This is a genomic window from Candidatus Nitrosotenuis cloacae (genome assembly GCF_000955905.1).
GTDB lineage: Archaea > Thermoproteota > Nitrososphaeria > Nitrososphaerales > Nitrosopumilaceae > Nitrosotenuis > Nitrosotenuis cloacae.
The window spans coordinates 789,841-812,799 of sequence record NZ_CP011097.1; the positions used below are offsets into that span (position 1 = coordinate 789,841).

The window sequence follows — 22,959 nt, forward strand, 5'->3', positions numbered from 1 at the left end:
AATGTTTACCAAATAACACAGCATCACCCGTTTAAATCCAAATCTCATCTCTGATTTAATGAATAAAATAACAATGCTGGCAGTTATTGGCCTTGGAGCACTTGTCTTTGGCGTAATTACGCCTGAATCTGGCTTGATGGCAAGCGCTACGGGCAACAATAACGGCTACAACGGAAACAACAATCATGATCGTGATGATCGTGACAATAACAATCATGGCAACAATTCGTACGACTCACCCAAAGTCAAAATCTACAAGGTAGTAATCAACAATGATGGCAATCCAACACCACCAATGTCTACCTTTGGCGTCAAGCTAAAAGACACGCTTGTCAACACAAACGGAACAACATTTACAATATCAAAGAACAAACCAGTGACTTTGACAGAGGCCGGAGCACCAGGCTTTAGCTTTGTGGAGATTCGAGGCGATGGACATTGTCCAGAAAATCTTGGAGGCACGATAACACTGGATGATGGGCAAAAAATAGAATGTTACATTGTGAATCAACCAACTCCTACAGGTGATGGTACTGTGAGTGATCCGCCTACAGTCAAAATCTACAAGGTAGTAATCAACAATGATGGCAACCCGACACCTTCCGCCGAATCTTTTGGACTATCCATCAATGGAGGTACAACATTATCCAATGGAACCAAGGTAACACTACAGGCAGATACTCCCGCAGTGCTTGCAGAGGCAGGGCTTGTTGGCTATGAATTTGTAGAAATTCGAGGCGATGGAAACTGCCCTGAAAACATTGGTGGAACTATAACCCTCAGTGCAGGACAAGACATCGAGTGTTATGTAGTGAATCAGCCAATAGATCAGACTGGTCCACCGGACCCAGGTGTGATATTCCACTATAACACACTGTCATTTAGCTTTGCAGATCCATTGTATGGCGACAGCTGCTCTGCACCAGGCAAGACTCCACCATGCATAGAGCTTGCAAACTCTATTGATGGAAACGTGCTTGTGGTGGACTCTGAGCTAAAAACGGATACCACAATTGTCTTGTTTAGCGTGGTTGAGACAGGCAAGGTAACGCAAAACCCGCCGCAATTTGCTACCAGTCCTATCTGTGTCTTGTCCGGAATTGGACCGCACACTGCGTCATATGCACAGGCAGAGGAGATTAGCCCTGTTGTAAATCCAAGCGGCCAGATGGGATTTGAGTTCCAGTGCTCTTTGATTGAGGCTGCCAACTTTAAGGTAAGCTATGCCCTAATTGAGACACAAAGACAATAATCTCTTTTTTATTTTTTCACAAGAGCAAGAAGAGTGCATGATACTGATATTGCTCATGCAGTGGTAGGACATACTGCGTATCTTGATATGTATGATAGAAAGGACGATCTGGAAAAATTAGAGTTGTATCTTAAGGTTGAAGCCACATTGAAAATTATTTAATAATTTACTTGATTAGTTTTTTGAATTTGTGTTGTGGCTAAAATTGGAAGTATCTCCCCTTTAGCATATGGATCTGGAAGTGTTTTATCATAATAAGTTGCAGTTATTTCGTCACCTGGAGAAACCAATAGTGAGCTGCTGGTTTTTACTTGTGAAGTTGGAATTTCTCCTTCAAAAACTCCTGGCCATGTCTCATGCAACTGCACAACAATCCCATTCAGATCAGAATCAGACTTTACATTAACACTAACAATATCGGATTTGTCTCCATATGCAAGATTCAAGTCATAATCATTTAATCTTAAAATTGGTTTTTGAGCAATGTCATATGATCTCATAAAAAAGCCTAGTTCACCTAGATACATTCTAATCGGTACTGAGGTGTCAACATATTCTCCTGGTGCATAATAATAACGCGCTGTGATTTTGTCACTTTGAGCAGTCCCTATTTTTCCATTATATGGGCCAATTCCACTTGTTTCACTCGTCAATATATCTTCAATACCGTCATTGTTCACATCTCCAAGTAGAAAACCTGTCAGCTGTATCTCTCCAGTGAAAAAATTAGAATTTTTTCCAGTTTCGCTTAATACATAATCCAAATGTTTTCCACTATCAGTAAAAATTTCGAGTTTTTTGTTATTAAATGAACCAACAAAGTCGATTTCATTTGGATTGATATTACTAGCTGGATCTGTTATTGAAAGATAGACTTTGTCATTCCAAGAATAATCTCTTTGATCAAATTCAATTATTGGGTGTTCGATTTTTTGTATATTTGTGAAAACCAAATTGGGCGGGGTTATTGCATTAATTCCATCTGCGGAAGGCAGATACATCACTTCAGTATTGCCGACAGACATTGTAATGCTGCCTCCTTCAGAGGTAGTTGTCTCTGGTTGGCCCATAACAGTAACCAAGAAAGGAATGTGATTCTGTCCATTTGTTGCAACATAACCGTCTCCATCAAAATTACTTGTAAAAGAACCAAAGAGTGGAATTAAAAGAGGAATTAGGGGAATTATTTTCCCTATTAGTTTCAGAATCTCTAAAGTACTATTCTGATTTTGAATTTGAATATTGTTAATTGTTACATGATTAATGATGAAATTGACACTACGATTATCATAGAAATTGTATTCCGATCTACCGCTTTTACTCATTACCATAATTAGTGGATTTAATCTCAAAAACTTTCTCTTTTCTTAAACATAATCCAGCCTCATACTAGCACAGATAATCCCCTACCCAAATCCACTCTAGTGCAAAAAGTCAAGCCTTAACTACTACCCCTACAAATCACGCGGGAAATTGAATTTGAACCGACTAATCGTAGATTTCATCTTCGTCTTCTTGTAGTTTCTTCTTTGGATTTCTCAAAAACGCAAAGATTCCACCACCGATTGCAATCACGCCAGCTATTGCACCATAGATAACCCAGTCTGGAAGCTCTGTTTTTGTCTCCTCTACTACTTGGGCCACTTCAAACTCGACTGCCTTTGAGTCCTCAGTGTATCCTTCGGCTGATGCCAAAATCTGCAAAGACATTTTGGGTGATTTTTTGGCATTGAATTGAATGGTAGCAGAGCCATCATCACCAGTAGTCAATACCTCAGGCGATATGGTAGAGTCAGCAGATACTACTCGTATTGTTGCACCGCCGACTGAATTATCCTCCTCATCATCTACGTAAATTTTCATCTGCGTTGGCTGCTCTAGCGTCACAGGCTCTGAAACACTGCCTACACTGATCTTTAGTTTTGTTACTAATGTTTTTACTAAAACATCTGATTCTGCACCAACTATGCCTTTTCCAGTAGCTGTGATCTTTACATCACCATCCTTTACTGGGGATATTGGGAACTCGACATATGATCCGCCGGCTGAAATGATTGCTGACTCCTGAACCTCGATTATTCCAAGCTCCGATGTTGCAAGCTTTACCTGCAAATCATTTCCAAGTATGATTGGATTTCCATTAAAGTCAACGAGTTGAATTGCACCAAAATATTCCCCATCAGAATTGAGTTTCTTTTGCGGTATGCTCATTGCAATCTGTGCGGTTGGATTTTTTGCATAGTTGCTTGTCACCTCCAAGTCTGCATCTGCCGATTCTCCGATTGGTATTGTCTTGATTGCTATTGTCTCGCTTTCTGTCTGGATTGCATTTCCTTGGAAATTGACATGTGCAAAGGACTTTCCTTTTTCTATTGTGAGTATTTCATTGATTGGTGTAATCAAATATCTGATTTCATTTTCCACTAGTGTGGGCCTTCCTTTCTGATCAAGTGACATTACAAAGAAATCAAACCTGCCGGTTTTGTCAAATGATATTGCATTTGTGCCTGTAGGAGAAAACAATGTGGTCTGTTCTTGCTTTAGGGTGTTGATTATCTCGGTGGTGGTAGATGCAGAACCAATGCCTTTGATCGTAGATGAAAGATAGACTGGACCCGTCTCCTGACCCGTCTGTATTATTGCTGTACCATGAGAAGAAGACGCTGTGATCCTGCCTAGATCACTTATTTGTAATATCAAATCGTTGCTTGATATCATATTGATTCGTTGCTCTGATCCAATGGAATCATAGTTTTCATTAATCAAAATAGGATAGAATTCCTGCTCTTTTTCCTCTGTGTTTTCTTCTGTTGAATCACCATTTTCTGTTTCTTCTTTTTCTTTGTCAACCATGATTCCCATCTGATATACTGCTACTGATTGTGATTTGGTTGGAATTCTATCCAATGCATATACTGCAAGTGTTTTGTTTTCCGCAAGAGGATTGTTTGTAGTGATTGGTTTTACTGTCTCTAGCGTATCTGTTGCAACGCCAAGCCCCTTTGTCGCAGCACCAATTGTTATTGTTTGATTCTCTTTGAAAAAGTCCAGTCTTGGTGTGAATCTATAGCTAAACTCGCCTTTTTTTATTATTCCCTTGATGCTTTCTTCTTTGATTTTCCTATCGATTTGGTTATTAATTGATACATCGTCTGAGAAAAACTCGACTTTGATATCTTCTTGTGCCAGGGTTGGCAATCCATCTGAATCAATCAGAGTGACTAGGACCTCAATGTCTCTTTTTAGTGCAGATGGTACTCGTTCTGGAAATATGTCCACTGACAATGATGATGGGAGTGACGATGAGATCTTGATTTCTTTTGCTTCATCAAATCCAAGCTTCTCTGATGTTGCACGCAAAAACGCATTCCCAACCTTGTCTTTGGTTTGTATGATTCCCCAAGCATAGCTGTCTCCCTTCTTTATTGTTGGTTCTGCAACTTCAACTGTGATCAGGCCTTCCTCATACTCCATTGAAATTGGAATATCAAATGGAGCCTGCGTGATTTTTCCCTCAGAGTTTATCAGATAAAATGAAAATGGCATTTGCGAGTCAACATTCATCTCACTTGCTGCCAAGTTGATGACTAGACGCAGATCATTTTCCGTAAAATCTTGCTCGCCAATACTCATCTCGGCAAAGTTGCTATGATCATTATATGACGCAAAAATCTTTGCTTGCCCCTTTATTCCATGTGTGTTTACTCCAAATGTGGCAAATTCCTGGCCTGCCTGTATGATGACAGAATCACTAACTGATACAATCTCGGGATTAGAAGACGTTAGTTTGATGGTTATGTCATTTGATGTGGTAATCAGATTCTCTGCCTTGTTTTCAAACCAAACATAGCCAATCTCATGCTCTGCTTCTGTTTGTTCTATTTTTGGTGGTGAAAATTCGATTCTAAGTGAAACTGCAGATTTTTCAGATTGGGCAGAGATTAAAACAACATTTCCTGAAATCAAAACAAAGATTATTGTTAAAATCAAAAAGGCTTTTTCAGAGGTGTTTGTTGTCATTTTGTCTCCATAAAAAGAAAAAGAGGAGATTAGCCACTTTGTTGTCCAATAACTACCGTGCCTACAAATACGGCACCGTTCGTAGTGGTAATCTTGAATTGTGCATCTCGACCGATTTTCATGTTTTCGCCCAGATTCATTACTACTGTAGCTGTCTGTCCTGGTTGAATTTCTCCTACTGGTGAAGTAATCAATGCTGTTCCAGCATAAACTCCATAATCACCAGCTGCTAACGCTGTAGGGGCTGCTACATAATCAAACGTAGCTCCACCCAATCTCACTTCTCCTAGGGTTACTGCCTGAACACTATCGTTTTTCAGGTATGCTGTAACAAATTCACCGCTGCTCTTGAGATTATCAGAAACACCGCCTGCTGTAGGTACGATTGCTAATCCATTATGATCAAACAAACCACCTGCAATATCTCTTCCATCATAACCAACCACTTTTAGTGATTCTATGTTTGGTTTGCCGCTGATCTGCGATGAGCTGAAGAAGTTCTGCGAGTACGCAAAGACAATTGCTCCACCAACTACGGCTATTGCAACTAGCAATAGTGTAGCAATGATTGGGGCTACTCCTCTGCGTGAATGAAGTCGTCGATTGTTGATGTTTGTATTCATTGTATGATGATCAGACAGGCGTGCTGTTAAGGCGAATGCTGTGCAGGAACTACAACATTATTCTTTATCTAATTCCAGAAAAACTGGTCCAGACCAGTCTGTTTTGGCTTGCCTACCATACTATCAAAATCCAAATCCATTGATGATGTGATTTGGTCAAGTGTAGATTCCATAAACTCCATGTATTTTTCGGAATCTATCTCATCAGGTCTGGCCATTTCCACTGGTTTTACGCCTGGTTTGTTTAGAATCTTGACGTATGATATGATGTCACCCCGCTTTATTTCGCGCTGTTGTTCCAGTAATTTGGCTGCCCGGATGTGTTGTGGGATGGTCTTGTCATATTCCGATGGGGCCTTGCTAATCATAACATTGAATGCAAGCTCGGAGATTGGGATTTTCTTTTCTTTGACTTTGATTGCACACTCGGAGATTTTTTGGCTGATCTGTTTTTTGGCATTCTCGAAATCTTGTGCAGTTTGAACTCCAGATAATACGTTTAGGACCTCAAAGAATAATGTTCGAATGAATGGTGGTGTATGGGATTTCTTTCCGGTTAATCCCTTGACGTCTACTTTGCCTTCCTTTGTCACACCAAGATAGTTTTTCTTTCTACCACTCAACACAACATAGCGGTATTCTTTATCGATTTCAAGATCAACTCCTTGTTCTGTTTTGGTGTCCTCAATTACTTTGTGAATTTGTTCTGCTGTTGGATTTTTAACAAATAGAGAGTCCGTGTCTCCATACAATACCTCGACTCCATTTTCTTTGCATTTTTTTATGGTCTCCATGATGATATATCGACCGACTGCAGTGGTAGCCTCAGCTGCTGGCAAAAAGTATAATGGGAATATTTCTGCACCCATCACACCATAGCTGGCATTTAGTATGACTTTGAGCGCTTGGCTGACTACGGTATATTGCTCTTTTTGCTCTAGGGTTTTTGCTTTTTTTGCTAGAGATTTGTAGTAATTTACGCGTAAATCCCGAAGCGAGCCAATCAACATTGATGTCAATCCGTTATATTTTGTGCAGACCCAGTGGTTTGTATCTGGAATTTTGTTTGATTTGCATTCTTCATGAACACACCGTACCGTTTCGTATGAAAGATTTCGAACCTTGATTATACTTGGATACAGACTGGCAAAGTCCATAACTGTGACATCAAAATGAATTCCCTCTGTTGGCTCTACCACCAATCCTCCGCGGTATTTTTTATCCTTGATTACTGCATCGTTCATCACTCCCTGTGATTTGGAATCCAGCTCCTCTCGTCTTGGAATGAGTGCATTTCGTTGCCTGTGCTCATAATACAACAAACTGCGAATCCACTGAGATACGCCCATTCTTGCAATATCATCAATGGGCATCCTTGCTATTCTGGAAATTACCACCAGCAGATTCATCAAAAGATCATTGTTGAAGCTGGTAAGCTTGTACGTTATACGGGCATCATTGTAACAATAGCTGGCAAGCTGATAGTTTGTCAATTGATCTAATTCAACTCCATAGTTCAGTTTTGATTCGTTTAGCAAAGCCTTTGAGACACTATTCAGCGAAAAGTCGGTGTACTTGTGAGAAAATGCATAGATCTGAAATGATCTATTTGACATGGTGCGATACAGATCAATGTGAACTCCCTGCTTTAGTGTGGCAGAGTCTCGCATCATGTAGAGCGGGTTTTCAGAATTTTTTATTCCCAGTCTTTCCGCTCTGTTATACAAGTATGGCATGTCAAAATCATCACCGTTGAATGTTATCACAAACGGATATTCCGCAATCAGTTTGAATGCGTCTTCAATCATCTTTTTTTCGTCTGATTGTGCGTAAAATGTCGCTTTTACGCCTTCAGGAAGCTCGTTTTTGCCGTCATTGGAACCATCCTTGCGCAAAATGAATATCTGCTTGAGCGCATCTGTCCCCTCAAATCCAATTGCTGTGACTCGTTTTTCCGCAATCTTTGGGTCTGGAATTCTTCCAATTTCTGATTCAACCTCAATATCAAAACTGATCCTCTTCATTGCAGGAATTGGCTGATTTAGTAATTCTGCCCACTGTGTGATGTATTCTTGAAATTCTTTTGTGTTTACTATGCCTTTTGTGGTGTTTACATCAAGCAGTAGGCTTTTCATTGCAAGGGATACTTCTTCGCTCATTTCAAAGTCATGTGGAACTATCTTGCCGTCCTTGATTTCATAGAACTTGCCTACTATTAGGCCCCTGTCATACAGATAGTTCTCGTAATACTTGATGTCTGACTCCCATGTTTCTATGATGTTTCGAATACTTTTATCGGTTTGAGTTCCACCAATTGCAAGAGGGTCTGTTACCGTAATCTTTGATATCTCGTATTCCTTGTCCTTGAGAAAGTCCTTTCGCTTGATTGATTCTATTTTTATTATGTCCTTTCTGCTGGAAAGAAATCCCAATTCTTCTGGATTTAGCTTGGAATAACAGTATGGCTTGTGGCCAATTTCGTCTGCCCATAAAATCAGTTTTTGTGATTCTGGATTGTAGAATTTCAGCACTGCAGCTTGTTTTTGGTTATCATATGTGGCAGAAACCAAAAGGGATGGACCAAGTGTTTTTAGCTGTGTTTCTTGGACTAGCATGATATCTTACCTTTTTGGCTCATCAAACAAAACGCTTGCCCAGCGCTGGATTCTTTTTCTCTCCAACTGGATGATTTCAATTCCGGCCTCTTTCATCAAACCATAGTCTGTTTCAGGATATGTGTCAAGGCAGATTATTTTTTTGATTCCTATTGTGATTGCCATTTTAGAGCATTCTAGGCACGGAACAAATGTTGTGTATAATACGGCATCCTTGGTTCCAGCCTCGATTCCCATTATGGCGCAATGCATTATGGCGTTTGCCTCCGCATGATTACACAGGCATCTATCTAGCGATGCGCCTGACTCTATTTTTCCCTCCATTCGAAGTTGGCATCGTTTACATCCACCCTCAAAGCAGTTTTTCACACCTGGCGGCGTTCCATTGTATCCTGTGGCAATCTGTCGATTGTTCCTAACAATTACTGCACCAACCTGCCTTGTCATGCAGTTTGATCGTAATTTGGCAAGCTCTGCTTGCAGCATGAAATATTCATCCCAGCTTGGACGCTCAAATCCAGCACACATGAATTGAATCATCCGACTTTGATATTTAGGTGGATCCCCTCAGGTTTCATTCAGAATTCACCTGTGGGCTACATTTGATCACTCGAAACTATAAAATCCAAAGTTGGACCATTTCTTGGTATTGTCCGAGTATATCTCTCACAAGTTCATCAAGCCAAACTGCGTTGAAACTCGTGAATACCAAGTATCTTTGGCTAACCAGGCAAAATCTGAGAACTGTCTTGTTGTGTTGCCAACAGGGCTTGGGAAAACAACTGTGGCACTACAAGTGATTGCAGATTATCTTTCCCGCGGAGAAGGTGGTGTTTTGTTTTTGGCGCCAACCAGAGTCCTTACAAATCAACACTATGAATTTCTAAAAAATAATCTAAATCTTGATGATATTGGATTGTTAACTGGTGAGGATACAATACCAAAGCGAAAAAAACTTTGGGCAAACTCTGTGATTTGTGCAACACCGGAAATCACAAAAAATGATCTAGACCGGGGAATAGTATCAGAGGATCAGTTCTCTTTGGTGATATTTGATGAGGCGCATCGTACTGTGGGCGATTATGCATATTCAGGTATTGCAAATAGATTTGCAGGCAGAAAGGTACGCATAATGGGCATGACTGCTACCTTGCCTGCAGAAAAAGAAAAAGCAACTGAAATCATCACCACACTACGCATAGCAAGCATTGCTCAAAGAAACGAGGAGAGTCCTGATGTCTCACCATACATACAGAAAACAAACACAACATGGGTCAAAGTTGATCTGCCACAAGAAATGAAGGAAATTCAGTTTTACCTAAGAAAGGCCCTAGAGGCAAGACATGCAGAGCTGACAAAATGTGGACTGCGATTGTCCACAAATGTCTCACTATCACAACTATTGAGGGCACGTGATTTTGTAATGCGGCAAAACCGCCGAGCTGCAAAACCCTTGTTCACTGCCATAAGATTACACTATGCGCTAAATATTCTGGAATCTCACGGCGTGACGTCGTTTTTGCGATTCTGCGATAGAACTAGGGAGAAAAAAGGAGTCGGCATAAAGGATTTGTTTGAAAATGATTCCAATTTCATTCGAGCTGTAGCATTTGCACAAGATGCCCAGAAAAAAGGAATAGAGCACAGCAAAATAATCAAGCTGGCAGAGATTGTAAAATCGTTGTCTGGCAGAGCAATCGTGTTTACCAGTTATAGGGATTCAGTCGAGATAATTCACTCCAAGCTAGTCGAGCTTGGCGTGTCTGCTGGATTTTTGATTGGCAAGGCAGGCGAGACAGGCCTAAAACAAAAACAGCAAATAGAAACAGTGCAAAAATTCCGGGATGGTGAATACAAGGTTCTAATTGCAACTCGAGTAGGTGAAGAAGGACTGGACATATCCGAAGTTAATGATGTCATATTCTTTGATAATGTACCAAGCTCGATTCGATTTGTCCAAAGAAAGGGCAGGACTGGAAGAAAAGCAGAAGGAAATCTAACTGTATTAATTGCCAAAGGAACAATAGATGAGGCGTATTATTGGGTAGGACAACGTAAAATCAAGGCAGCTCAATCAATGGGTGACAAGCTAACAAAAGACCTGCAAAAATCTGATGTATCTCTGGATGCATATTTTTAATGACTAATTATTTCATAATAACCAGTTACTTATCTAAAATGATGAATTAGTTCTCCTACCACGTTTTTTGTGGTAGGATCGGCAAGCTCGGGATGCCGACTGTTTGAAAAACAGTTTATCTGTGGCTCAGATATCGTGGGTTCAAATCCCACTCCTACCAGCCTTATCGCATTTCTGATATTAAAGTCTGATTATTTTAATTCTGAATTTTCAGGCTAGTCTTTTGATGATGTGATAACCAAACTCTGTCTTTACTGGCTCAGATATCTGTCCTACCGATAATGCAAATGCAGCTGCCTCAAATGGCTTTACCATTCTACCTCTTCCAAAATATCCCAAATCTCCGCCTCGCTTGCCGCATCCAGTATCTAGCGATAGTTCCTTTGCCATATCTGCAAATTTGTCTCCTTTTTTTAGTCTCTCCAGTATGGCGAGTGCCTGACTTTGCTTTTCAACCAAAATGTGGGCGCATTTTATTTTATCTGCCATGGTTTGTTGGTATGATCAGGGTTTGAAATATTTTGTCATAATCCCCAAGACGTCTTGGTCTTTGGTACTAGTTTTAGAAACGGTGCCTCTTTTTCCTTCCAGGGATCGCGTCTGACCCACTCGAATTTCTCAAAGAATTTGGCATAAATCTTTGCAAATTCTGGACCCTCTTCTATTATTTTGATTTCACCTTGGGCCAGAACTGCCTTGTGTCCGCCGATTTTGTAAATATCAACAGATATTGCGGCCTTTGGATTGTCCTTGACGTTTTTGTAGGTTCTTGTTTTGTAATCCGTCGCAATATAGAATGAATCGTCCTCAAAAATAAAAGAGACCGGTTTTACGTGCGGCATATTTCCAACTGTGGCAAATCTTGCTTCCTCGATTGATTGCAAAAACGCTTTTTCCTTTGGGGAAAAATTCAACCAAAAATCCTCTCGCGAATCTGCGGAATTTTGGAGTAGACCATATCGCGGACCTTTACTTGATCTTCTTCCGTAGGCATTCCGTTTCGTATAGCGGCAATTGCTGTGCTTGCCATGCCTAGCGCCATGCCCATTATAACACCAAAGACAAATTCCTTGACATCATTGACTTGCAGTTCTGCTTTGTTCTGTTCTACTTCTTGGATGTAAATTGGAATGGTAGATAGTGTACCATCTAGTGTCTGCATGATTAATTCTTCTAGCTGTTGCTCTTCACTCATGATCTTGTTGGGGTATAATGTGGTAATAAATTTGCAGAGAATTTCACAACAATCCTTTTAATGACGATCTCTTTGAATCAAAATATTGCCTACGTATTTTACAATTCAAGAAGCTAATGCCGCACTACCCGCGGTAATTCACAAATACAAAGAGCTGCAAAAGCAAAAAGCCGAAGTCCAAAAACTAGAGGCGCAGCTAAACTCGCAGATGGGAATATCGTCTAGTCTTGGTGACTATGCCACAATAAAAAAACAACTAAACTCTGGTGTAACAAAATTCTATGGACTAATAGAAGATCTGGAAAACACCGGTGTTGTTCTAAAGAGTCTAGAAGAAGGGCTTTTGGATTTCCCATCAAAAAGATTCGATGAGGATGTGTGGTTGTGCTGGAAGGAAGGGGAAACTGAGATAAAGTTCTGGCATGAAAAAGACGTCGGCTTTATGGGACGAAAACCATTGAGCGTTAGCGACGAGTCACTTGTATGAGCATATCTGTTTGGTTTCGAGTAATTAGGATAAAATTTCTCTTAGCATCTGTGATTGCAGTATCACTGGGCCTTGCCATATCGTACTGGCAGACAAAGACGCTGGATATCATATCTGGTGTGATAACGATGGGTGGAGTAATTGCATTACACGCAAGCGTTGATCTCCTAAATGACTATTGGGACTACAAGCGGGGAATTGACACCATAACAAAGAGAACCAAGTTCAGTGGTGGCACTGGAGTTTTGCCTGAGGGCTTGCTCAAGCCCTCCACAGTGTATCGTGCAGGCATGATCTGTCTGGCTTCGGGCTCACTTGCAGGTGCGTATTTCATCGTTCTTCATGGCTGGATTATTGCAGTGATTCTGGGATTTGCAATATTGTCCATCTATTTCTATTCTACAAAAATAGTTGATTCCGGATTGGGTGAGATATTTGTTGGAATCAAGGGTACAATGATAGTTCTAGGCACAATGTATATCCAAACCCAGGCAATCATGCCAACAAACATTGTCGCTGGAGTTATTGCAGGAACATTATCGTCATTTGTTTTGTTTATCACGTCTTTCCCTGATCATGATGCAGACAAGCAAAAGGGAAGAAAAACACTAGTCATCGCTCTGGGAAAATCAAAGGCATCTTCCCTGTATTGGGTATTTCCAGCTGTTGTGTATGGTTTGGTTATGTTTGGCGTAATAACTGAGATGTTTCCAAGTTACTCACTGATTGTGTTTACTGGAATATTCATGATATCCAAATCTGCATCAAAAATAAAAAAATCACTTGATAACATGGATGAGTTTGTCCATATCATGAAATCAACTGTTTTGTTTTCTAGGATTACGGGCGCGCTGTTTGTTGTATCGTTTGTGATTGCCATACTGGCAAATAACAGTTAAATCAAACACAAAATGCGTACTGGTATGATTTCTGGCTTTGCGACAACGGATGGAACAAAAAAATTCACGCAAAGGCCAGGACTGGTAGCAGAAAATTACAAAACCATTCACGGCCTGAGCCTATCAAATGTTGGAATTGGAACATATCTTGGCAATGCGGATTCGCAGACTGATGTGGCAGTAATTGATGCAATCAAAAAATCCGTCATATCTGGAATTAATGTGATTGACACTGCCATTAACTATAGGGCACAAAAAGCAGAACGTGCAGTGGGAAAAGCGATATCGGAGCTAATATCTGAGGGTAAAATAGAGCGCAATCAAATCTTTGTGAGCACAAAAAATGGCTATGTCACAAACGATGCCGATGTAAAAGAAGAGTTTTGGTCTTATGTGCAAAAAGAATATGCTGCTAAAGGTGTGATTGGCGCAAACGACATCTCATCTGGCTATCACTGCATGACAATTCCATATTTGGCTGATCAGCTAAACCGTAGCCTGAATAATTTGGGCCTTGACTGCATTGATCTAATGTATTTGCATAATGCCGTGGAGGGACAGCCAGACATTTCACGCGAACAATTTCTGCAAAATCTGGAAAAAGTGTTTTCATTTTATGAGCAAAAGCGAAAGGAAGGCAAAATTCGATTTTATGGAATGGCCACATGGGAGTGCTTTAGGGTACCAAAGGAAAACTCACACTATCTATCACTAGAAGATACGATTCAGATGGCAATCAGAGTTGGGGGAGAGAATCATGGATTCAGATTCATCCAGCTACCATACAACATGTATTATGATCAAGCATTCATGCTAAAATCCCAAGTCGTTGGTGGCAAAGAAATGTCAATACTTGATGCTACCTTAACTTTGGGAATTGGCGTGTTTACCAGTGTTCCATTAATGCAGGGAAGACTAATTGAGCCCGGAGTAAAACTGCCTGATTTTGGTGGATTGTCTGCGCCATCGCTAAAATGCCTCCAGTTCATTCGCTCAACTCCTGGTGTTTTGGCACCACTGGTTGGACAAAAAACACAGAGCCATGTTGATCAAAACCTGCAGATAATGAAGACTCCACCAATGCAGAATGCGGAATTTACGGAATTGGTAAAAAAACTAGTCTCTTAATCTTGTTTCTTTACCTTTCCACCAAAATCAACTACCGAGCCTGAAATGTTTGGGATGGTTCTCTGCATGTCAAGTAACATACCCTCACTTTCCTCTACCTGTAGCCTGATGAACTCACCAGTAGTTGGCCTGTCCTTGTCTGCATAAATCACAACAAGATTTGCTATTTCGTCATTGCCAAGCAGAATATCATTATCTTGGTTTATTACAAAATACAAAAATGCCGTGGTGGTATCTGGTTTTTCGGAATCAACATTTGGATTTGTCTTTATCAAGCCCTTTTCCTTTGCTGCCTCTAGGGCTGACTTGAGTGATGCAAATTTGCCTTCAAGCGTACCTGCATAGATGTTATCATAACTGATCTCATAGCTGCCGGCCTTTACTATTTTGTATGTCACCTTGATGTTCTGAGGCCTTAGGTCTATCAGCCCTGTTGTAGTAGCTGTCAGTGGTGTTGATGTTAGTTTTATGGTTGCATCCTGAATGTCTGCAGCTCCGGTAATCTTGCCAATCACTTGAAGATTATTTGCGGAATCTTGCACTGCTTCCTCAACTACTGCTTTCATTACCTCACTGGATGAAAATCCAGAACTCATAACCGACCATGTAATTGACATTGCAACTACGGCAAATGTCACCAGTGCAGCATTGTACCAAAACGTCAGGCCTCTATGATTCATCATATTTTTGATGCAAGATTATGGTATCTTCTTGCGTGTGTTTGGAATAAACGGATAATTTGACTTGATTTTATATAAGATCCAAAATTCCCAAGTGTAATGACCGAGCTACCGAGGTTTTCCAGTCGTGCGTTTTTAGCACCAATGGCCGGCGTGAGTGATCCCGCACTCCGATTACTATGCAAAGAGATGGGCGCAGGATTGGTAGTGACAGAGCTTACCAGTATTCACGCAATAATTGCAAAGGAAAAACAACTCCAGGCCCAAAACCAAACAATTAGCGAATTTATCGAATATTCGGAAAAAGAACGACCATTATCGGTACAGTTGTTTGGCTCAGACTTGGAAGCGTTACAAAAAGCAACAAAAATAGTTGAGCCATATTTTGATGTCATAGACTATAACATGGGATGTCCAGCACCTCACATTACCCAACAAATGGCAGGCGGTGCATTACTACAAAATCTCTCCCTGACTGAAAAAATCCTACAAACCTTGGTCTCATCCACTGACAAGCCAGTCACACTAAAGATGCGAGCAGGCGTAGGCGATGATCTGGTTTTCTCAGATATTGCCAAAGTTGCGGAAAGGGCTGGAATTGCAATGATCACACTGCATGCAAGAACCGTAAAGCAAGGATATTCCGGTCAATCGGATTGGTCACTAATCAAGCAGCTAAAACAAACAGTTGATGTGCCAATAGTTGGCAATGGTGATATCACAACGCCAGAGCTGGCAAAGAAAATGATTGAAGATACTAACTGTGATTACATAATGATAGGCAGGGGGGCAATGGGCAATCCGTTTTTGTTTGAGCAAATAAATGACTATCTAAAATCTGGAACATACAAAAAATATTCACAAAAACACAAATCCGATATATTTTGCAAATATCTGGATTATGCAATGAATTATAACATAAAATTTGCAAACATAAAACAGCAGGCAATGCGATTCACAAAGGGCTTGATGAATGGTGCATCATTCAGATCAAAGATAATGATTGCAAAAACAATTGATGAGCTCAAATGTATAATGAGTCAGATATCATAACGCGTCATCTATAAATAGAAAACATACTGCGCTTAGTTGTGCCAGTAGATCCCGTCTGCGGAATTGAAATGGATGAGAGTCTTGCAGTATCATATGACTATGAAGACAAGAAATACTTTTTTTGTTGCAACGGCTGCCGGAGAATTTTCAAGAAAAAACCAAAGAAATGGGCAAAAAAGGCCTAGATAGGAAACCTGCCACACATTCTACAAAATCTGGAGTCTTTCTCTATCGTATAATGACAGTCAGGACATGAATGGTCTGATCTTGCTGTGATTAGCTTGTGGTGTTTTTTGTAGGTCTCATAATAGTAAAGTGATTCTTTGCTGCGAATTGTGACATTGTCTGCTTGCTTGATTTGCTTGATTTTCTCCAAAAACATCTCATCTGGAATCATTCTATCAAAAAACTCTGTCAATCCCTGTGTTCCAGCGCCTTCCTGCATTGGGGATTTTTGGCGCCACACTATCTGGGGTGGTAGCAAACCATCAAAGGCCTGCCTTAGGACGAATTTGCCAAACTTTTTGTCATTATGAATGCCGATCATCTCTGACGCTGGGGTGTTTTTCGCAAACTCCTTTACCGAATTGCTGCAAAAGGGTGATTCTACTTTGACTCCAAGTGCCTCCCCTAGTTTGTGTGATGGAAAGTGCATTATTCTGGCAATTCGCTTTAGGTCAGATTCTAAATCCGGAATGGTCTTGTTTAATAGAAAATTATATCCCGCAAATAGCTCATCAGCACCATCACCTGTAATGATTCCGCCAAACCCTTGGGCTTTTACATCTGATATTGCCAGAAATGGAACGACATTGTTTCGAATTTCTATGTCATTAAAGTTTTTTAAAATTCTGATCGTCTGCTCTATTCCGTCTATGATTTGAGAAATATCACACATCTGGATTGCCAATTCCAAATCAAAGTGCTGAGCAGCAAGCTGGCAATATGTAAGATCGTTTGCGGTGTGATCCTGAGATATTATGGCAAGGCATTTTGGCTTTTTTTCCTTGAGCAGATATGCCAGTATGGTGCTATCTAATCCACCAGATAATGCCAAGTGTTGCGATGTACAATCACATATTGCCTCTTGCAGTATGGTGCGAATCTTGCTGATCTCTTGCACCATATTTCTATAATAAAAAATCAATTAAGCTTTTGTAAAAAAACAAATTAGCTCCAGCTAGTTTTAGCTGAATTTGCTTTGATCAAATCTTTTGCAAAATTCATTGTTAACTTTAAATAGATTACACGAGGACTTTTGCATAATGTTACTGCCTGCAGAAATTGAATCAAAGACACTCATTCCTGCACTACGCGCAATTTTGGCAAAAAAGCTGGCAGAAGAGCACAATGTACGTGAAGACGAAATATCAAAGATGCTCGGAGTAACACAAGCGGCCATTAGCAACTACATCCGTGGAACTCGTGGTGATCCAAAATTAATTGAAAAGCTTGTTGCAGACAAACAGGTCTCTGAGATGATTGGCGAGCTTAGTGACAGATTATCATCAGACATGGCATACACACCATCAAGCCTTGCAAAATTCATCAGCTTGTGCAATTACATAAAATCAAGTCTTTTGATCTGCGAGATTCATCATAAACTAGAAACAAACATTGATGAGGCAATCTGCAAGGAATGCGAAAACATGCTTCTAAAGGGACCAGGTTCTGTGTACTAGTTTTTTGAAATAGAAATCTCTATTGTGGAAATCATTCTTTTACCAAACTCATTTTCCGAGTCCAGCTTTATGTAGTCGGTTTTGCAAGAGTTGTGTAACATTTTTTCAACTATAATGTTTGCAATGGCAACTGCTGCTGGAATGTTTAGGCCCTTTGCCAACAAAATTGTTTTTCCATGTTTGTTTAGTATGGTAAATACATCCAGTGCCGCTGGCATTATTGGATCATTTCGAACAAAGTACGTATATGGTGGATGTTGAGCGATCTGTTTTGTTTCTTCCATACTAATCATTCAGTGTTTTGCAAAATTTTATTCTATTAAGTTTTGTCGACGATTCATCCACTAGTTAAAATAATCAATTGGAACATTTTGGTAATCACCGTTTGGCAGTCTTCGCTTGATTACGATTGGTATTGCAAATTCTTCCAGCTCTTTTAGTGCTATGTCAAGTGATGTTCTTGCGTCTGATGGAATTGCGATAAATGGTGGTGCTCCCTGTGATAGTTGTAGTGCGCGTGCACCCAAGATTCTTGCCTTCTCGAATCTGGTCAAATTTGGTGGTCCTATTGCAATTTTGCCTTTACCTGCAAGTGGAATCTCTATGATTACGTGAACTGGGTCCATGTCGATGACTTCGCGAGTTTCCATCTGTTTGATTTTTTTGTCTAGCTCTGCTCGCTCGTCATCCGTTAATTCTTTTGATTCAAAAATTTTCTTGTATGCATTGATGGCATCCTCCATTGTAGTGTCTTCTGCCATTTCTTCGCCAACTGGTCTGGCAAATTCTGGCTCCTCCTCAATTTCCTCTGGAGCTTCAACTTCTACTTCTTCAGGATCCGACAAGTGAAAAAACTCTCTAATGCGGTTATATATTCCAATAAGGAATGATTTGGTATTATGAGCGCAGGATCTGTGTCCTCCAGTACGATGATTTTGGAGATCAAGGGAAAATCCAAGATGAGCTGCGAGCTAAAACGTCATCTGTCCCCAAAGACTGTTGGCATAATACTACGATCTATTCCGCTCGATGGAAATGCACATCTGATGGGCCAAAACATTGTTTATTTTGAAACCAAAGTAAACTCTGGAGTCGAGCGACAAAAAAAGGAATTCAAAAAAGGTGACATCGCATTTACTCCTGTGGGCTCTAGCATCTGCTTGTTTGTTGCAGATGTGATAACATCAAAGCCAATGACACCAATTGGAAAAATTCTCACAAACGTTGATTCACTAAAAGATGTAAAGTCTGGTGATGTTATTTCGCTTTATCAGTTAACTGGCTGATAAATCCAGTGTCCTGCAAATCCGCCTGCGCGCTTTACAGAACCCTTTTTGAGTAGTCCTGTCAGACATGCATTTGCTGCAGAGATCTTTACTCCTGTTTGTTTTGCTAGCTCTTGAATTGTTAGATAATTGTTTGACTTGATTAGTTTGAGTGCTTGGTCCTCACCTAGTATGACGGTGATTTCAGCCTTCCTTTCTGACTTCTCACCCTTTCGATCCTTTTTGTCTTTTTTTGCACCGGACTCCTTTGATTTATCATTGTCTTGGGATTTTTCCATGGATGCTGCGCTTTTCTTCTTGTCTCCGCCCATGTGTTGAGTGAAAAATTGTCCATTTATAAACGATTGAGGGATCCCTCACTATTCAATTATGAAAATATGGTGTGTGCGAAAAAAACAGACTAGTCTTACTATATGATATCGTATCAGGCAGATTGTATTGGCTAGAAGGTATATTGACCGCAACACAAAGGAGCGCTTTAAGCGACTTGCAAGTTATGATGATGGGGCAAAACACATCACTGAAAAGGGCCCAAATATTCCTGAATTTGATGAGACTCTAAAGCCAAAGAGAATCATCTATCTTAAGGATGTCGAAGCAAGATCTGCGTCCACCTTTGAAGAAGTTGTAAATGAGAAAATTACCGATCTGTGCAATGCCGCAGAAGAAACAAGTCAGTACATCAGACAAGTAAATCAGCATCTGGACCAACAAAAGCTCAAAATCGATGAGCTCAAACGATTACAGAAAATTTATGATTCTCAGATGCGAAGTTTAGAAGGAAAAGAATAATCACATTCGTCCATGCTTGCTTAATGCAATTGCCATTTGTGATGAGTCAAATGGTTTTAGGATATAGTCAATTGCACCAGCCCTCATTGCGTCTTGTACAATGTGGACTTTACCTGTGGATGACACCATCATGACCTTGGCTTCTGGGTTTATCTTTTTTATTGCCCTCAATGCCTGAATGCCGTCTGCCTTTGGCATCAAGACATCCATTGTAACCAAAGTCGGATGGTGCTCTTTGTATTTCATCACGGCATCTACTCCGTCTTCTGCCTCTATGATTTTATTAGAAAGATGGTTCTCCTCCACTATTTTTCTTATGGCCCGTCTTGTAAAATGAGAGTCATCAACTATCATAATTGATGGCTCATAGTCTTCGCTCATTTCAGGTCCGCCAGGGCATACAATATGTTTGTCTTGTTTAGTATGCCTATCATCTCGTCATTTCCGTTTTTTACTCCGACACAATCTATTTTGTTGTATAGTAATAATTTGGCAGCATCCCTCATGTGGGAGCTAGAATCTACTGTGATTAACCCCTCTGTCATGATTTCACCGGTTGGTTGTGATCCTACGAAGCCGGTTTCTGACCACAATCCATCGTCTTCAGAATAATTATTCTCCTGGACTATGCTCATTTTGTTTGTTGCAAGACTCATCCTGAAAATATCTCCAACTGTGATCATGCCTATTGGGGAGTCATTATCAGTTACAATTACTCTTGAAATGTCACACGTGATCATTTTTTTGAGAATTTCGTGAATTTTTGTGTGATGTGGTGCTGCAAAATAACTAACCATCATGTAGTCAGAGACCTTGCTTGTTCTAGTGTCTGTTTCGGTGTAATATCGAATCAGATCGCTTTTTGTTAGTATGCCGTACATTTTTTCCTTGGAACCTATTCCAAGCGAACTAATCTTGTTTAGTATCATCATCTGTGCTGCTTGACTACAAGTCATGGTTTCCACCGCAAAGCAAACTCCATTCATTATCTCTGATGCAAAGACCTGGTCAAGAGTACGCTTGCTTCTGTCTATATACAAAAACCGAATAATGTCTTTGTCACTGATAACTCCAACCGGTTTTGAACCATTATTCACAAAGACCTTGCTTACTTTGTTTGATACGAGATTGGTTATGACATCATGGGCAGACTGAGTCTCCTGAATTGATATGATATCAGTACTCTTTATCTCCGATATGGTATCCTGTTGGATATTTTCTATATGCATCTGAATTTCTAGAAATCTGCAAACTTTATTCTCCAGTTAGTTTGATTCAAACAAACATGTTTTCTTGCTTACCGTATAATCCAACTATAAATAATATCAAATCCACCCAATATCATGGGAATAGTATCCAAAGGCGCAAAATGTGATGTGGATGGATGCTCAAATGATGGTGCACGTTCCTTAAACTCCTCCAAAGTAGAAAGTGCAGGACTAAGAATCAAGACATCTGCAAAAAAGGCAGTTTTATGCAAGGATCACTACAAGGAATGGAAAAAAGAAACAAAGGAAGACCGTGAAGTAGAGCGAGCTCGATTCGATAGATTCTAGTGCCTTTTTTTATTTTGACTCGTTTTTTGCCCAAATAATACTATAATAGATATCGCACTCAAAACACTGCGAGAATGAAAATCATCGACATGACAAATCCTGACAGAATAAACCGCGAGCCTGATGACACTATGATACTGATAGAGTCGGGCAAATTCGCCGAACAGGGATTTGTGATACAAAAAATCTCATTGAGATTATTCGTAGAAAAACATGATACCAACCTTGGAAATTATTCACTGATTACCTCTCTAGTGGAAACAGACAGGGGTGCAGTCGAGATGATTTATGATGAAGGATATAGAGGTGAGAATGCGCTAGAGCGAGCAGGTAATTTCCTTATGGCAAATCTTGGATTATCCAGCGTGATACTGCGCTCAGTCATCGCACTACAATCAAAAAACTAGTGGATTTGCAGAAGAATAAAAGAAGCTTGCACACACTAAACCATATCATGATTGATCTTTATCGCTTGCTCCCAGAGGAAATGGAAAAACTGGTCCTAGAGATGAATCAGCCTAGATATCGAACAGACCAAATCCTACATGCATTATACCATGAATATCCAAAGAGCGTGGATGATCTCAAACAGCTCCCATCAGAAATGAGGGCAGAACTAGTCGCAATGGGATATGTGGTTGGCTCTGCCGCCGAAACACATCGAGTTGTAAGTGAAGACGGGGACACTACCAAGATTTTGCTCTCACTCAAAGATGGTACACTAATCGAAGCAGTTCTAATACAATACCAGTCCGAAAAGCCAAACGGCCATCCACGCTCAACTATTTGCGTGTCGACTCAGGTAGGATGTGCAATGAAATGTGTTTTTTGTGCAACAGGACAAATGGGCTTTGAGCGAAACATACGTGCAGAGGAAATTGTAGCACAGATAATGCACTTTGCTAGTTTGCTAAGGGACAGAGACCAACACATAACAAACATTGTATTCATGGGAATGGGCGAGCCGCTTGCAAACTATGATGAAACCATCCGCGCAGTCAGACTACTCACACACCAAAAAGCATTTGGACTAGGACAGCGAAGTATCACCATTTCAACAATTGGTCTGATTGCAGGGATTGACAAACTTGCAGAGGAAGACTTGCAGATAGGCCTTGCAATATCACTACATGCGCCAAACAACGAGATGCGCAAGTGGTTGGTGCCAACTGCATCACCTCACTCCGTCGAAGACATCATATCTGCTGGAAAACGATATTTCAGAAAAACTGGACGACGTGTAACATTTGAGTATGCTCTAATTGATGGCGTAAATGATTCACCAGAAACCGCAGAGGAATTGGCCTGGCTTTTGAGGGGAAATGGCTCTCATGTCAATCTGATTCCAGTAAATCCAACCGCAGGCGATTTTGAGCGCCCATCGCGAAGAAATGTACTAGAGTTTGAGGACATTTTGTTGGACAGTGGAGTGAACTGTACTGTTCGAGTCGAAAAGGGCTCTGAGATATCTGCCGCATGCGGACAATTGCGAACCGACGTGGTCAAAAAAGGAAAACCAAATCCTCGCAAGTACTAGAGATCGCCACACCC

28 protein-coding genes and 1 tRNA gene are annotated in these 22,959 nt (G+C 40.5%); 14 read left to right on the forward strand and 15 right to left on the reverse strand.

Features of this window, described 5'->3' with window-relative positions:
• Positions 1–58: 58 nt before the first annotated feature.
• Positions 59–1,252: a hypothetical protein gene (locus tag SU86_RS04405; RefSeq protein ID WP_048187734.1), complete on the forward strand. Its 1,194-nt coding sequence runs from the start codon at positions 59–61 to the stop codon at positions 1,250–1,252.
• Between the two features lie 158 nt (positions 1,253–1,410).
• On the opposite strand, the gene SU86_RS04410 is transcribed toward SU86_RS04405, so the two are convergent.
• The 5 genes from SU86_RS04410 to SU86_RS04430 all read right to left on the reverse strand — a co-directional run bounded on the left by SU86_RS04410 (position 1,411) and on the right by SU86_RS04430 (position 9,050).
• A complete protein-coding gene (locus tag SU86_RS04410) occupies positions 1,411–2,577 on the reverse strand; it encodes a hypothetical protein (RefSeq protein ID WP_148550785.1) in 1,167 nt (388 codons plus the stop codon).
• Positions 2,578–2,740: 163 nt separating this feature from the next.
• A complete protein-coding gene (locus SU86_RS04415) occupies positions 2,741–5,272 on the reverse strand; it encodes a hypothetical protein (protein WP_048187736.1) in 2,532 nt (843 codons plus the stop codon).
• 29 nt (positions 5,273–5,301) lie between these two features.
• Entirely contained in the window at positions 5,302–5,895 is a 594-nt protein-coding gene (locus tag SU86_RS04420) for an archaellin/type IV pilin N-terminal domain-containing protein (RefSeq protein ID WP_052755499.1), read from the reverse strand.
• Positions 5,896–5,963: 68 nt separating this feature from the next.
• Entirely contained in the window at positions 5,964–8,510 is a 2,547-nt protein-coding gene (locus SU86_RS04425) for a DNA-directed DNA polymerase I (RefSeq protein WP_048187737.1), read from the reverse strand.
• A 6-nt stretch (positions 8,511–8,516) separates the two neighbouring features.
• Positions 8,517–9,050: a deoxycytidylate deaminase gene (locus SU86_RS04430; RefSeq protein ID WP_420887330.1), complete on the reverse strand. Its 534-nt coding sequence runs from the start codon at positions 9,048–9,050 to the stop codon at positions 8,517–8,519.
• A gap of 109 nt (positions 9,051–9,159) precedes the next feature.
• Here SU86_RS04430 and SU86_RS04435 point away from each other — a divergent pair, with 109 nt between their 5' ends.
• Both SU86_RS04435 and SU86_RS04440 read left to right on the forward strand, forming a co-directional pair.
• Positions 9,160–10,650 carry a DEAD/DEAH box helicase gene (locus SU86_RS04435; RefSeq protein WP_048189192.1) on the forward strand — a complete coding sequence of 497 codons (1,491 nt, stop codon included), beginning with the start codon at positions 9,160–9,162 and terminating at the stop codon, positions 10,648–10,650.
• Between the two features lie 71 nt (positions 10,651–10,721).
• Positions 10,722–10,810: transfer RNA gene (locus tag SU86_RS04440), tRNA-Phe, on the forward strand.
• Between the two features lie 50 nt (positions 10,811–10,860).
• On the opposite strand, the gene SU86_RS04445 is transcribed toward SU86_RS04440, so the two are convergent.
• The 3 genes from SU86_RS04445 to SU86_RS04455 are packed head-to-tail and all read right to left on the reverse strand — an operon-like array spanning position 10,861 to position 11,845.
• Positions 10,861–11,139 carry a peptidylprolyl isomerase gene (locus tag SU86_RS04445; RefSeq protein ID WP_048187738.1) on the reverse strand — a complete coding sequence of 93 codons (279 nt, stop codon included), beginning with the start codon at positions 11,137–11,139 and terminating at the stop codon, positions 10,861–10,863.
• A 35-nt stretch (positions 11,140–11,174) separates the two neighbouring features.
• Positions 11,175–11,564, reverse strand: a complete 390-nt coding sequence (locus tag SU86_RS04450; RefSeq protein WP_048187739.1) for a pyridoxamine 5'-phosphate oxidase family protein — start codon at positions 11,562–11,564, stop codon at positions 11,175–11,177.
• Complete coding sequence (locus SU86_RS04455; RefSeq protein WP_048187740.1) at positions 11,561–11,845, reverse strand: hypothetical protein; 285 nt, start codon at positions 11,843–11,845, stop codon at positions 11,561–11,563. Before SU86_RS04455 ends, SU86_RS04450 begins: the two co-directional genes overlap by 4 nt.
• Before the next feature lie 85 nt (positions 11,846–11,930).
• Between SU86_RS04455 and SU86_RS04460 the strand changes: the two genes are divergently transcribed.
• The 3 genes from SU86_RS04460 to SU86_RS04470 are packed head-to-tail and all read left to right on the forward strand — an operon-like array spanning position 11,931 to position 14,359.
• On the forward strand, positions 11,931–12,332 hold the full coding sequence (locus SU86_RS04460) for a DUF2203 domain-containing protein (RefSeq protein ID WP_048187741.1): 402 nt from the start codon (positions 11,931–11,933) through the stop codon (positions 12,330–12,332).
• On the forward strand, positions 12,329–13,231 hold the full coding sequence (locus SU86_RS04465; protein ID WP_082096127.1) for a prenyltransferase: 903 nt from the start codon (positions 12,329–12,331) through the stop codon (positions 13,229–13,231). The genes SU86_RS04460 and SU86_RS04465 overlap by 4 nt, the downstream gene beginning before the upstream one ends.
• A gap of 24 nt (positions 13,232–13,255) precedes the next feature.
• Positions 13,256–14,359, forward strand: a complete 1,104-nt coding sequence (locus SU86_RS04470) for an aldo/keto reductase (RefSeq protein WP_048187742.1) — start codon at positions 13,256–13,258, stop codon at positions 14,357–14,359.
• On the opposite strand, the gene SU86_RS04475 is transcribed toward SU86_RS04470, so the two are convergent.
• A complete protein-coding gene (locus SU86_RS04475; protein WP_048187743.1) occupies positions 14,356–15,039 on the reverse strand; it encodes a hypothetical protein in 684 nt (227 codons plus the stop codon). The genes SU86_RS04470 and SU86_RS04475 overlap by 4 nt on opposite strands.
• A 99-nt stretch (positions 15,040–15,138) precedes the next feature.
• Here SU86_RS04475 and dusB point away from each other — a divergent pair, with 99 nt between their 5' ends.
• Both dusB and SU86_RS04485 read left to right on the forward strand, forming a co-directional pair.
• Positions 15,139–16,092, forward strand: coding sequence for a tRNA dihydrouridine synthase DusB (dusB, locus tag SU86_RS04480; RefSeq protein ID WP_048187744.1), 954 nt, complete (start codon positions 15,139–15,141; stop codon positions 16,090–16,092).
• A 38-nt stretch (positions 16,093–16,130) separates the two neighbouring features.
• Positions 16,131–16,277 (forward strand): YHS domain-containing protein, encoded by a 147-nt coding sequence (locus SU86_RS04485; protein WP_048187745.1) that lies wholly within the window; start codon positions 16,131–16,133, stop codon positions 16,275–16,277.
• Here the strand turns inward: SU86_RS04485 and SU86_RS04490 are convergent.
• On the reverse strand, positions 16,274–17,215 hold the full coding sequence (locus SU86_RS04490; protein ID WP_052755692.1) for an asparagine synthase C-terminal domain-containing protein: 942 nt from the start codon (positions 17,213–17,215) through the stop codon (positions 16,274–16,276). The genes SU86_RS04485 and SU86_RS04490 overlap by 4 nt on opposite strands.
• Positions 17,216–17,357: 142 nt before the next feature.
• Between SU86_RS04490 and SU86_RS04495 the strand changes: the two genes are divergently transcribed.
• The gene (locus SU86_RS04495) at positions 17,358–17,774 is read left to right on the forward strand and encodes a transcriptional regulator (RefSeq protein WP_048187747.1); all 417 of its coding nucleotides are present in this window, start codon (positions 17,358–17,360) and stop codon (positions 17,772–17,774) included.
• Here SU86_RS04495 and SU86_RS04500 read toward each other — a convergent pair.
• Together SU86_RS04500 and SU86_RS04505 are read right to left on the reverse strand one after the other, a co-directional pair.
• A complete protein-coding gene (locus tag SU86_RS04500; protein ID WP_052755501.1) occupies positions 17,771–18,067 on the reverse strand; it encodes a hypothetical protein in 297 nt (98 codons plus the stop codon). The genes SU86_RS04495 and SU86_RS04500 overlap by 4 nt on opposite strands.
• A 51-nt stretch (positions 18,068–18,118) precedes the next feature.
• The gene (locus SU86_RS04505) at positions 18,119–18,619 is read right to left on the reverse strand and encodes a DNA-directed RNA polymerase subunit K (protein WP_048187749.1); all 501 of its coding nucleotides are present in this window, start codon (positions 18,617–18,619) and stop codon (positions 18,119–18,121) included.
• A gap of 54 nt (positions 18,620–18,673) precedes the next feature.
• Between SU86_RS04505 and SU86_RS04510 the strand changes: the two genes are divergently transcribed.
• Positions 18,674–19,060, forward strand: coding sequence for a cyclophilin-like fold protein (locus SU86_RS04510; protein ID WP_048187750.1), 387 nt, complete (start codon positions 18,674–18,676; stop codon positions 19,058–19,060).
• Here SU86_RS04510 and SU86_RS04515 read toward each other — a convergent pair.
• The gene (locus SU86_RS04515; RefSeq protein ID WP_048187751.1) at positions 19,045–19,371 is read right to left on the reverse strand and encodes a winged helix-turn-helix transcriptional regulator; all 327 of its coding nucleotides are present in this window, start codon (positions 19,369–19,371) and stop codon (positions 19,045–19,047) included. The two genes, SU86_RS04510 and SU86_RS04515, sit on opposite strands and share 16 nt — an antisense overlap.
• A gap of 127 nt (positions 19,372–19,498) precedes the next feature.
• Here SU86_RS04515 and SU86_RS04520 point away from each other — a divergent pair, with 127 nt between their 5' ends.
• Positions 19,499–19,852 (forward strand): hypothetical protein, encoded by a 354-nt coding sequence (locus SU86_RS04520; RefSeq protein WP_048187752.1) that lies wholly within the window; start codon positions 19,499–19,501, stop codon positions 19,850–19,852.
• Here the strand turns inward: SU86_RS04520 and SU86_RS04525 are convergent, their stop codons facing one another.
• Complete coding sequence (locus tag SU86_RS04525) at positions 19,853–20,233, reverse strand: response regulator (RefSeq protein ID WP_048187753.1); 381 nt, start codon at positions 20,231–20,233, stop codon at positions 19,853–19,855.
• The gene (locus SU86_RS04530; protein WP_048187754.1) at positions 20,230–21,081 is read right to left on the reverse strand and encodes a CBS domain-containing protein; all 852 of its coding nucleotides are present in this window, start codon (positions 21,079–21,081) and stop codon (positions 20,230–20,232) included. The genes SU86_RS04525 and SU86_RS04530 overlap by 4 nt, the downstream gene beginning before the upstream one ends.
• A gap of 114 nt (positions 21,082–21,195) precedes the next feature.
• Between SU86_RS04530 and SU86_RS04535 the strand changes: the two genes are divergently transcribed.
• The 3 genes from SU86_RS04535 to rlmN all read left to right on the forward strand — a co-directional run bounded on the left by SU86_RS04535 (position 21,196) and on the right by rlmN (position 22,945).
• Positions 21,196–21,408: a hypothetical protein gene (locus tag SU86_RS04535; RefSeq protein ID WP_048187755.1), complete on the forward strand. Its 213-nt coding sequence runs from the start codon at positions 21,196–21,198 to the stop codon at positions 21,406–21,408.
• Between the two features lie 74 nt (positions 21,409–21,482).
• Positions 21,483–21,815, forward strand: coding sequence for a hypothetical protein (locus tag SU86_RS04540; protein WP_048187756.1), 333 nt, complete (start codon positions 21,483–21,485; stop codon positions 21,813–21,815).
• A 47-nt stretch (positions 21,816–21,862) separates the two neighbouring features.
• Complete coding sequence (gene rlmN, locus SU86_RS04545; protein WP_048189194.1) at positions 21,863–22,945, forward strand: dual-specificity RNA methyltransferase RlmN; 1,083 nt, start codon at positions 21,863–21,865, stop codon at positions 22,943–22,945.
• Positions 22,946–22,959 lie beyond the last annotated feature (14 nt).

What these genes read in the sequence shown, in the direction of transcription:
- SU86_RS04405 (WP_048187734.1), top strand. Translation starts at nt 59, where the DNA reads ATGAATAAAATAACAATGCTGGCAGTTATTGGCCTTGGAGCACTTGTC.
- SU86_RS04410 (WP_148550785.1), bottom strand. Translation starts at nt 2,577, where the DNA reads ATGAGTAAAAGCGGTAGATCGGAATACAATTTCTATGATAATCGTAGT.
- SU86_RS04415 (WP_048187736.1), bottom strand. Translation starts at nt 5,272, where the DNA reads ATGACAACAAACACCTCTGAAAAAGCCTTTTTGATTTTAACAATAATC.
- SU86_RS04420 (WP_052755499.1), bottom strand. Translation starts at nt 5,895, where the DNA reads ATGAATACAAACATCAACAATCGACGACTTCATTCACGCAGAGGAGTA.
- SU86_RS04425 (WP_048187737.1), bottom strand. Translation starts at nt 8,510, where the DNA reads ATGCTAGTCCAAGAAACACAGCTAAAAACACTTGGTCCATCCCTTTTG.
- SU86_RS04430 (WP_420887330.1), bottom strand. Translation starts at nt 9,050, where the DNA reads ATGATTCAATTCATGTGTGCTGGATTTGAGCGTCCAAGCTGGGATGAA.
- SU86_RS04445 (WP_048187738.1), bottom strand. Translation starts at nt 11,139, where the DNA reads ATGGCAGATAAAATAAAATGCGCCCACATTTTGGTTGAAAAGCAAAGT.
- SU86_RS04455 (WP_048187740.1), bottom strand. Translation starts at nt 11,845, where the DNA reads ATGAGTGAAGAGCAACAGCTAGAAGAATTAATCATGCAGACACTAGAT.
- SU86_RS04465 (WP_082096127.1), top strand. Translation starts at nt 12,329, where the DNA reads ATGAGCATATCTGTTTGGTTTCGAGTAATTAGGATAAAATTTCTCTTA.
- SU86_RS04470 (WP_048187742.1), top strand. Translation starts at nt 13,256, where the DNA reads ATGATTTCTGGCTTTGCGACAACGGATGGAACAAAAAAATTCACGCAA.
- SU86_RS04475 (WP_048187743.1), bottom strand. Translation starts at nt 15,039, where the DNA reads ATGAATCATAGAGGCCTGACGTTTTGGTACAATGCTGCACTGGTGACA.
- dusB (WP_048187744.1), top strand. Translation starts at nt 15,139, where the DNA reads ATGACCGAGCTACCGAGGTTTTCCAGTCGTGCGTTTTTAGCACCAATG.
- SU86_RS04495 (WP_048187747.1), top strand. Translation starts at nt 17,358, where the DNA reads ATGTTACTGCCTGCAGAAATTGAATCAAAGACACTCATTCCTGCACTA.
- SU86_RS04500 (WP_052755501.1), bottom strand. Translation starts at nt 18,067, where the DNA reads ATGATTAGTATGGAAGAAACAAAACAGATCGCTCAACATCCACCATAT.
- SU86_RS04510 (WP_048187750.1), top strand. Translation starts at nt 18,674, where the DNA reads ATGAGCGCAGGATCTGTGTCCTCCAGTACGATGATTTTGGAGATCAAG.
- SU86_RS04515 (WP_048187751.1), bottom strand. Translation starts at nt 19,371, where the DNA reads ATGGGCGGAGACAAGAAGAAAAGCGCAGCATCCATGGAAAAATCCCAA.
- SU86_RS04525 (WP_048187753.1), bottom strand. Translation starts at nt 20,233, where the DNA reads ATGAGCGAAGACTATGAGCCATCAATTATGATAGTTGATGACTCTCAT.
- SU86_RS04530 (WP_048187754.1), bottom strand. Translation starts at nt 21,081, where the DNA reads ATGCATATAGAAAATATCCAACAGGATACCATATCGGAGATAAAGAGT.
- SU86_RS04535 (WP_048187755.1), top strand. Translation starts at nt 21,196, where the DNA reads ATGGGAATAGTATCCAAAGGCGCAAAATGTGATGTGGATGGATGCTCA.
- SU86_RS04540 (WP_048187756.1), top strand. Translation starts at nt 21,483, where the DNA reads ATGAAAATCATCGACATGACAAATCCTGACAGAATAAACCGCGAGCCT.
- rlmN (WP_048189194.1), top strand. Translation starts at nt 21,863, where the DNA reads ATGATTGATCTTTATCGCTTGCTCCCAGAGGAAATGGAAAAACTGGTC.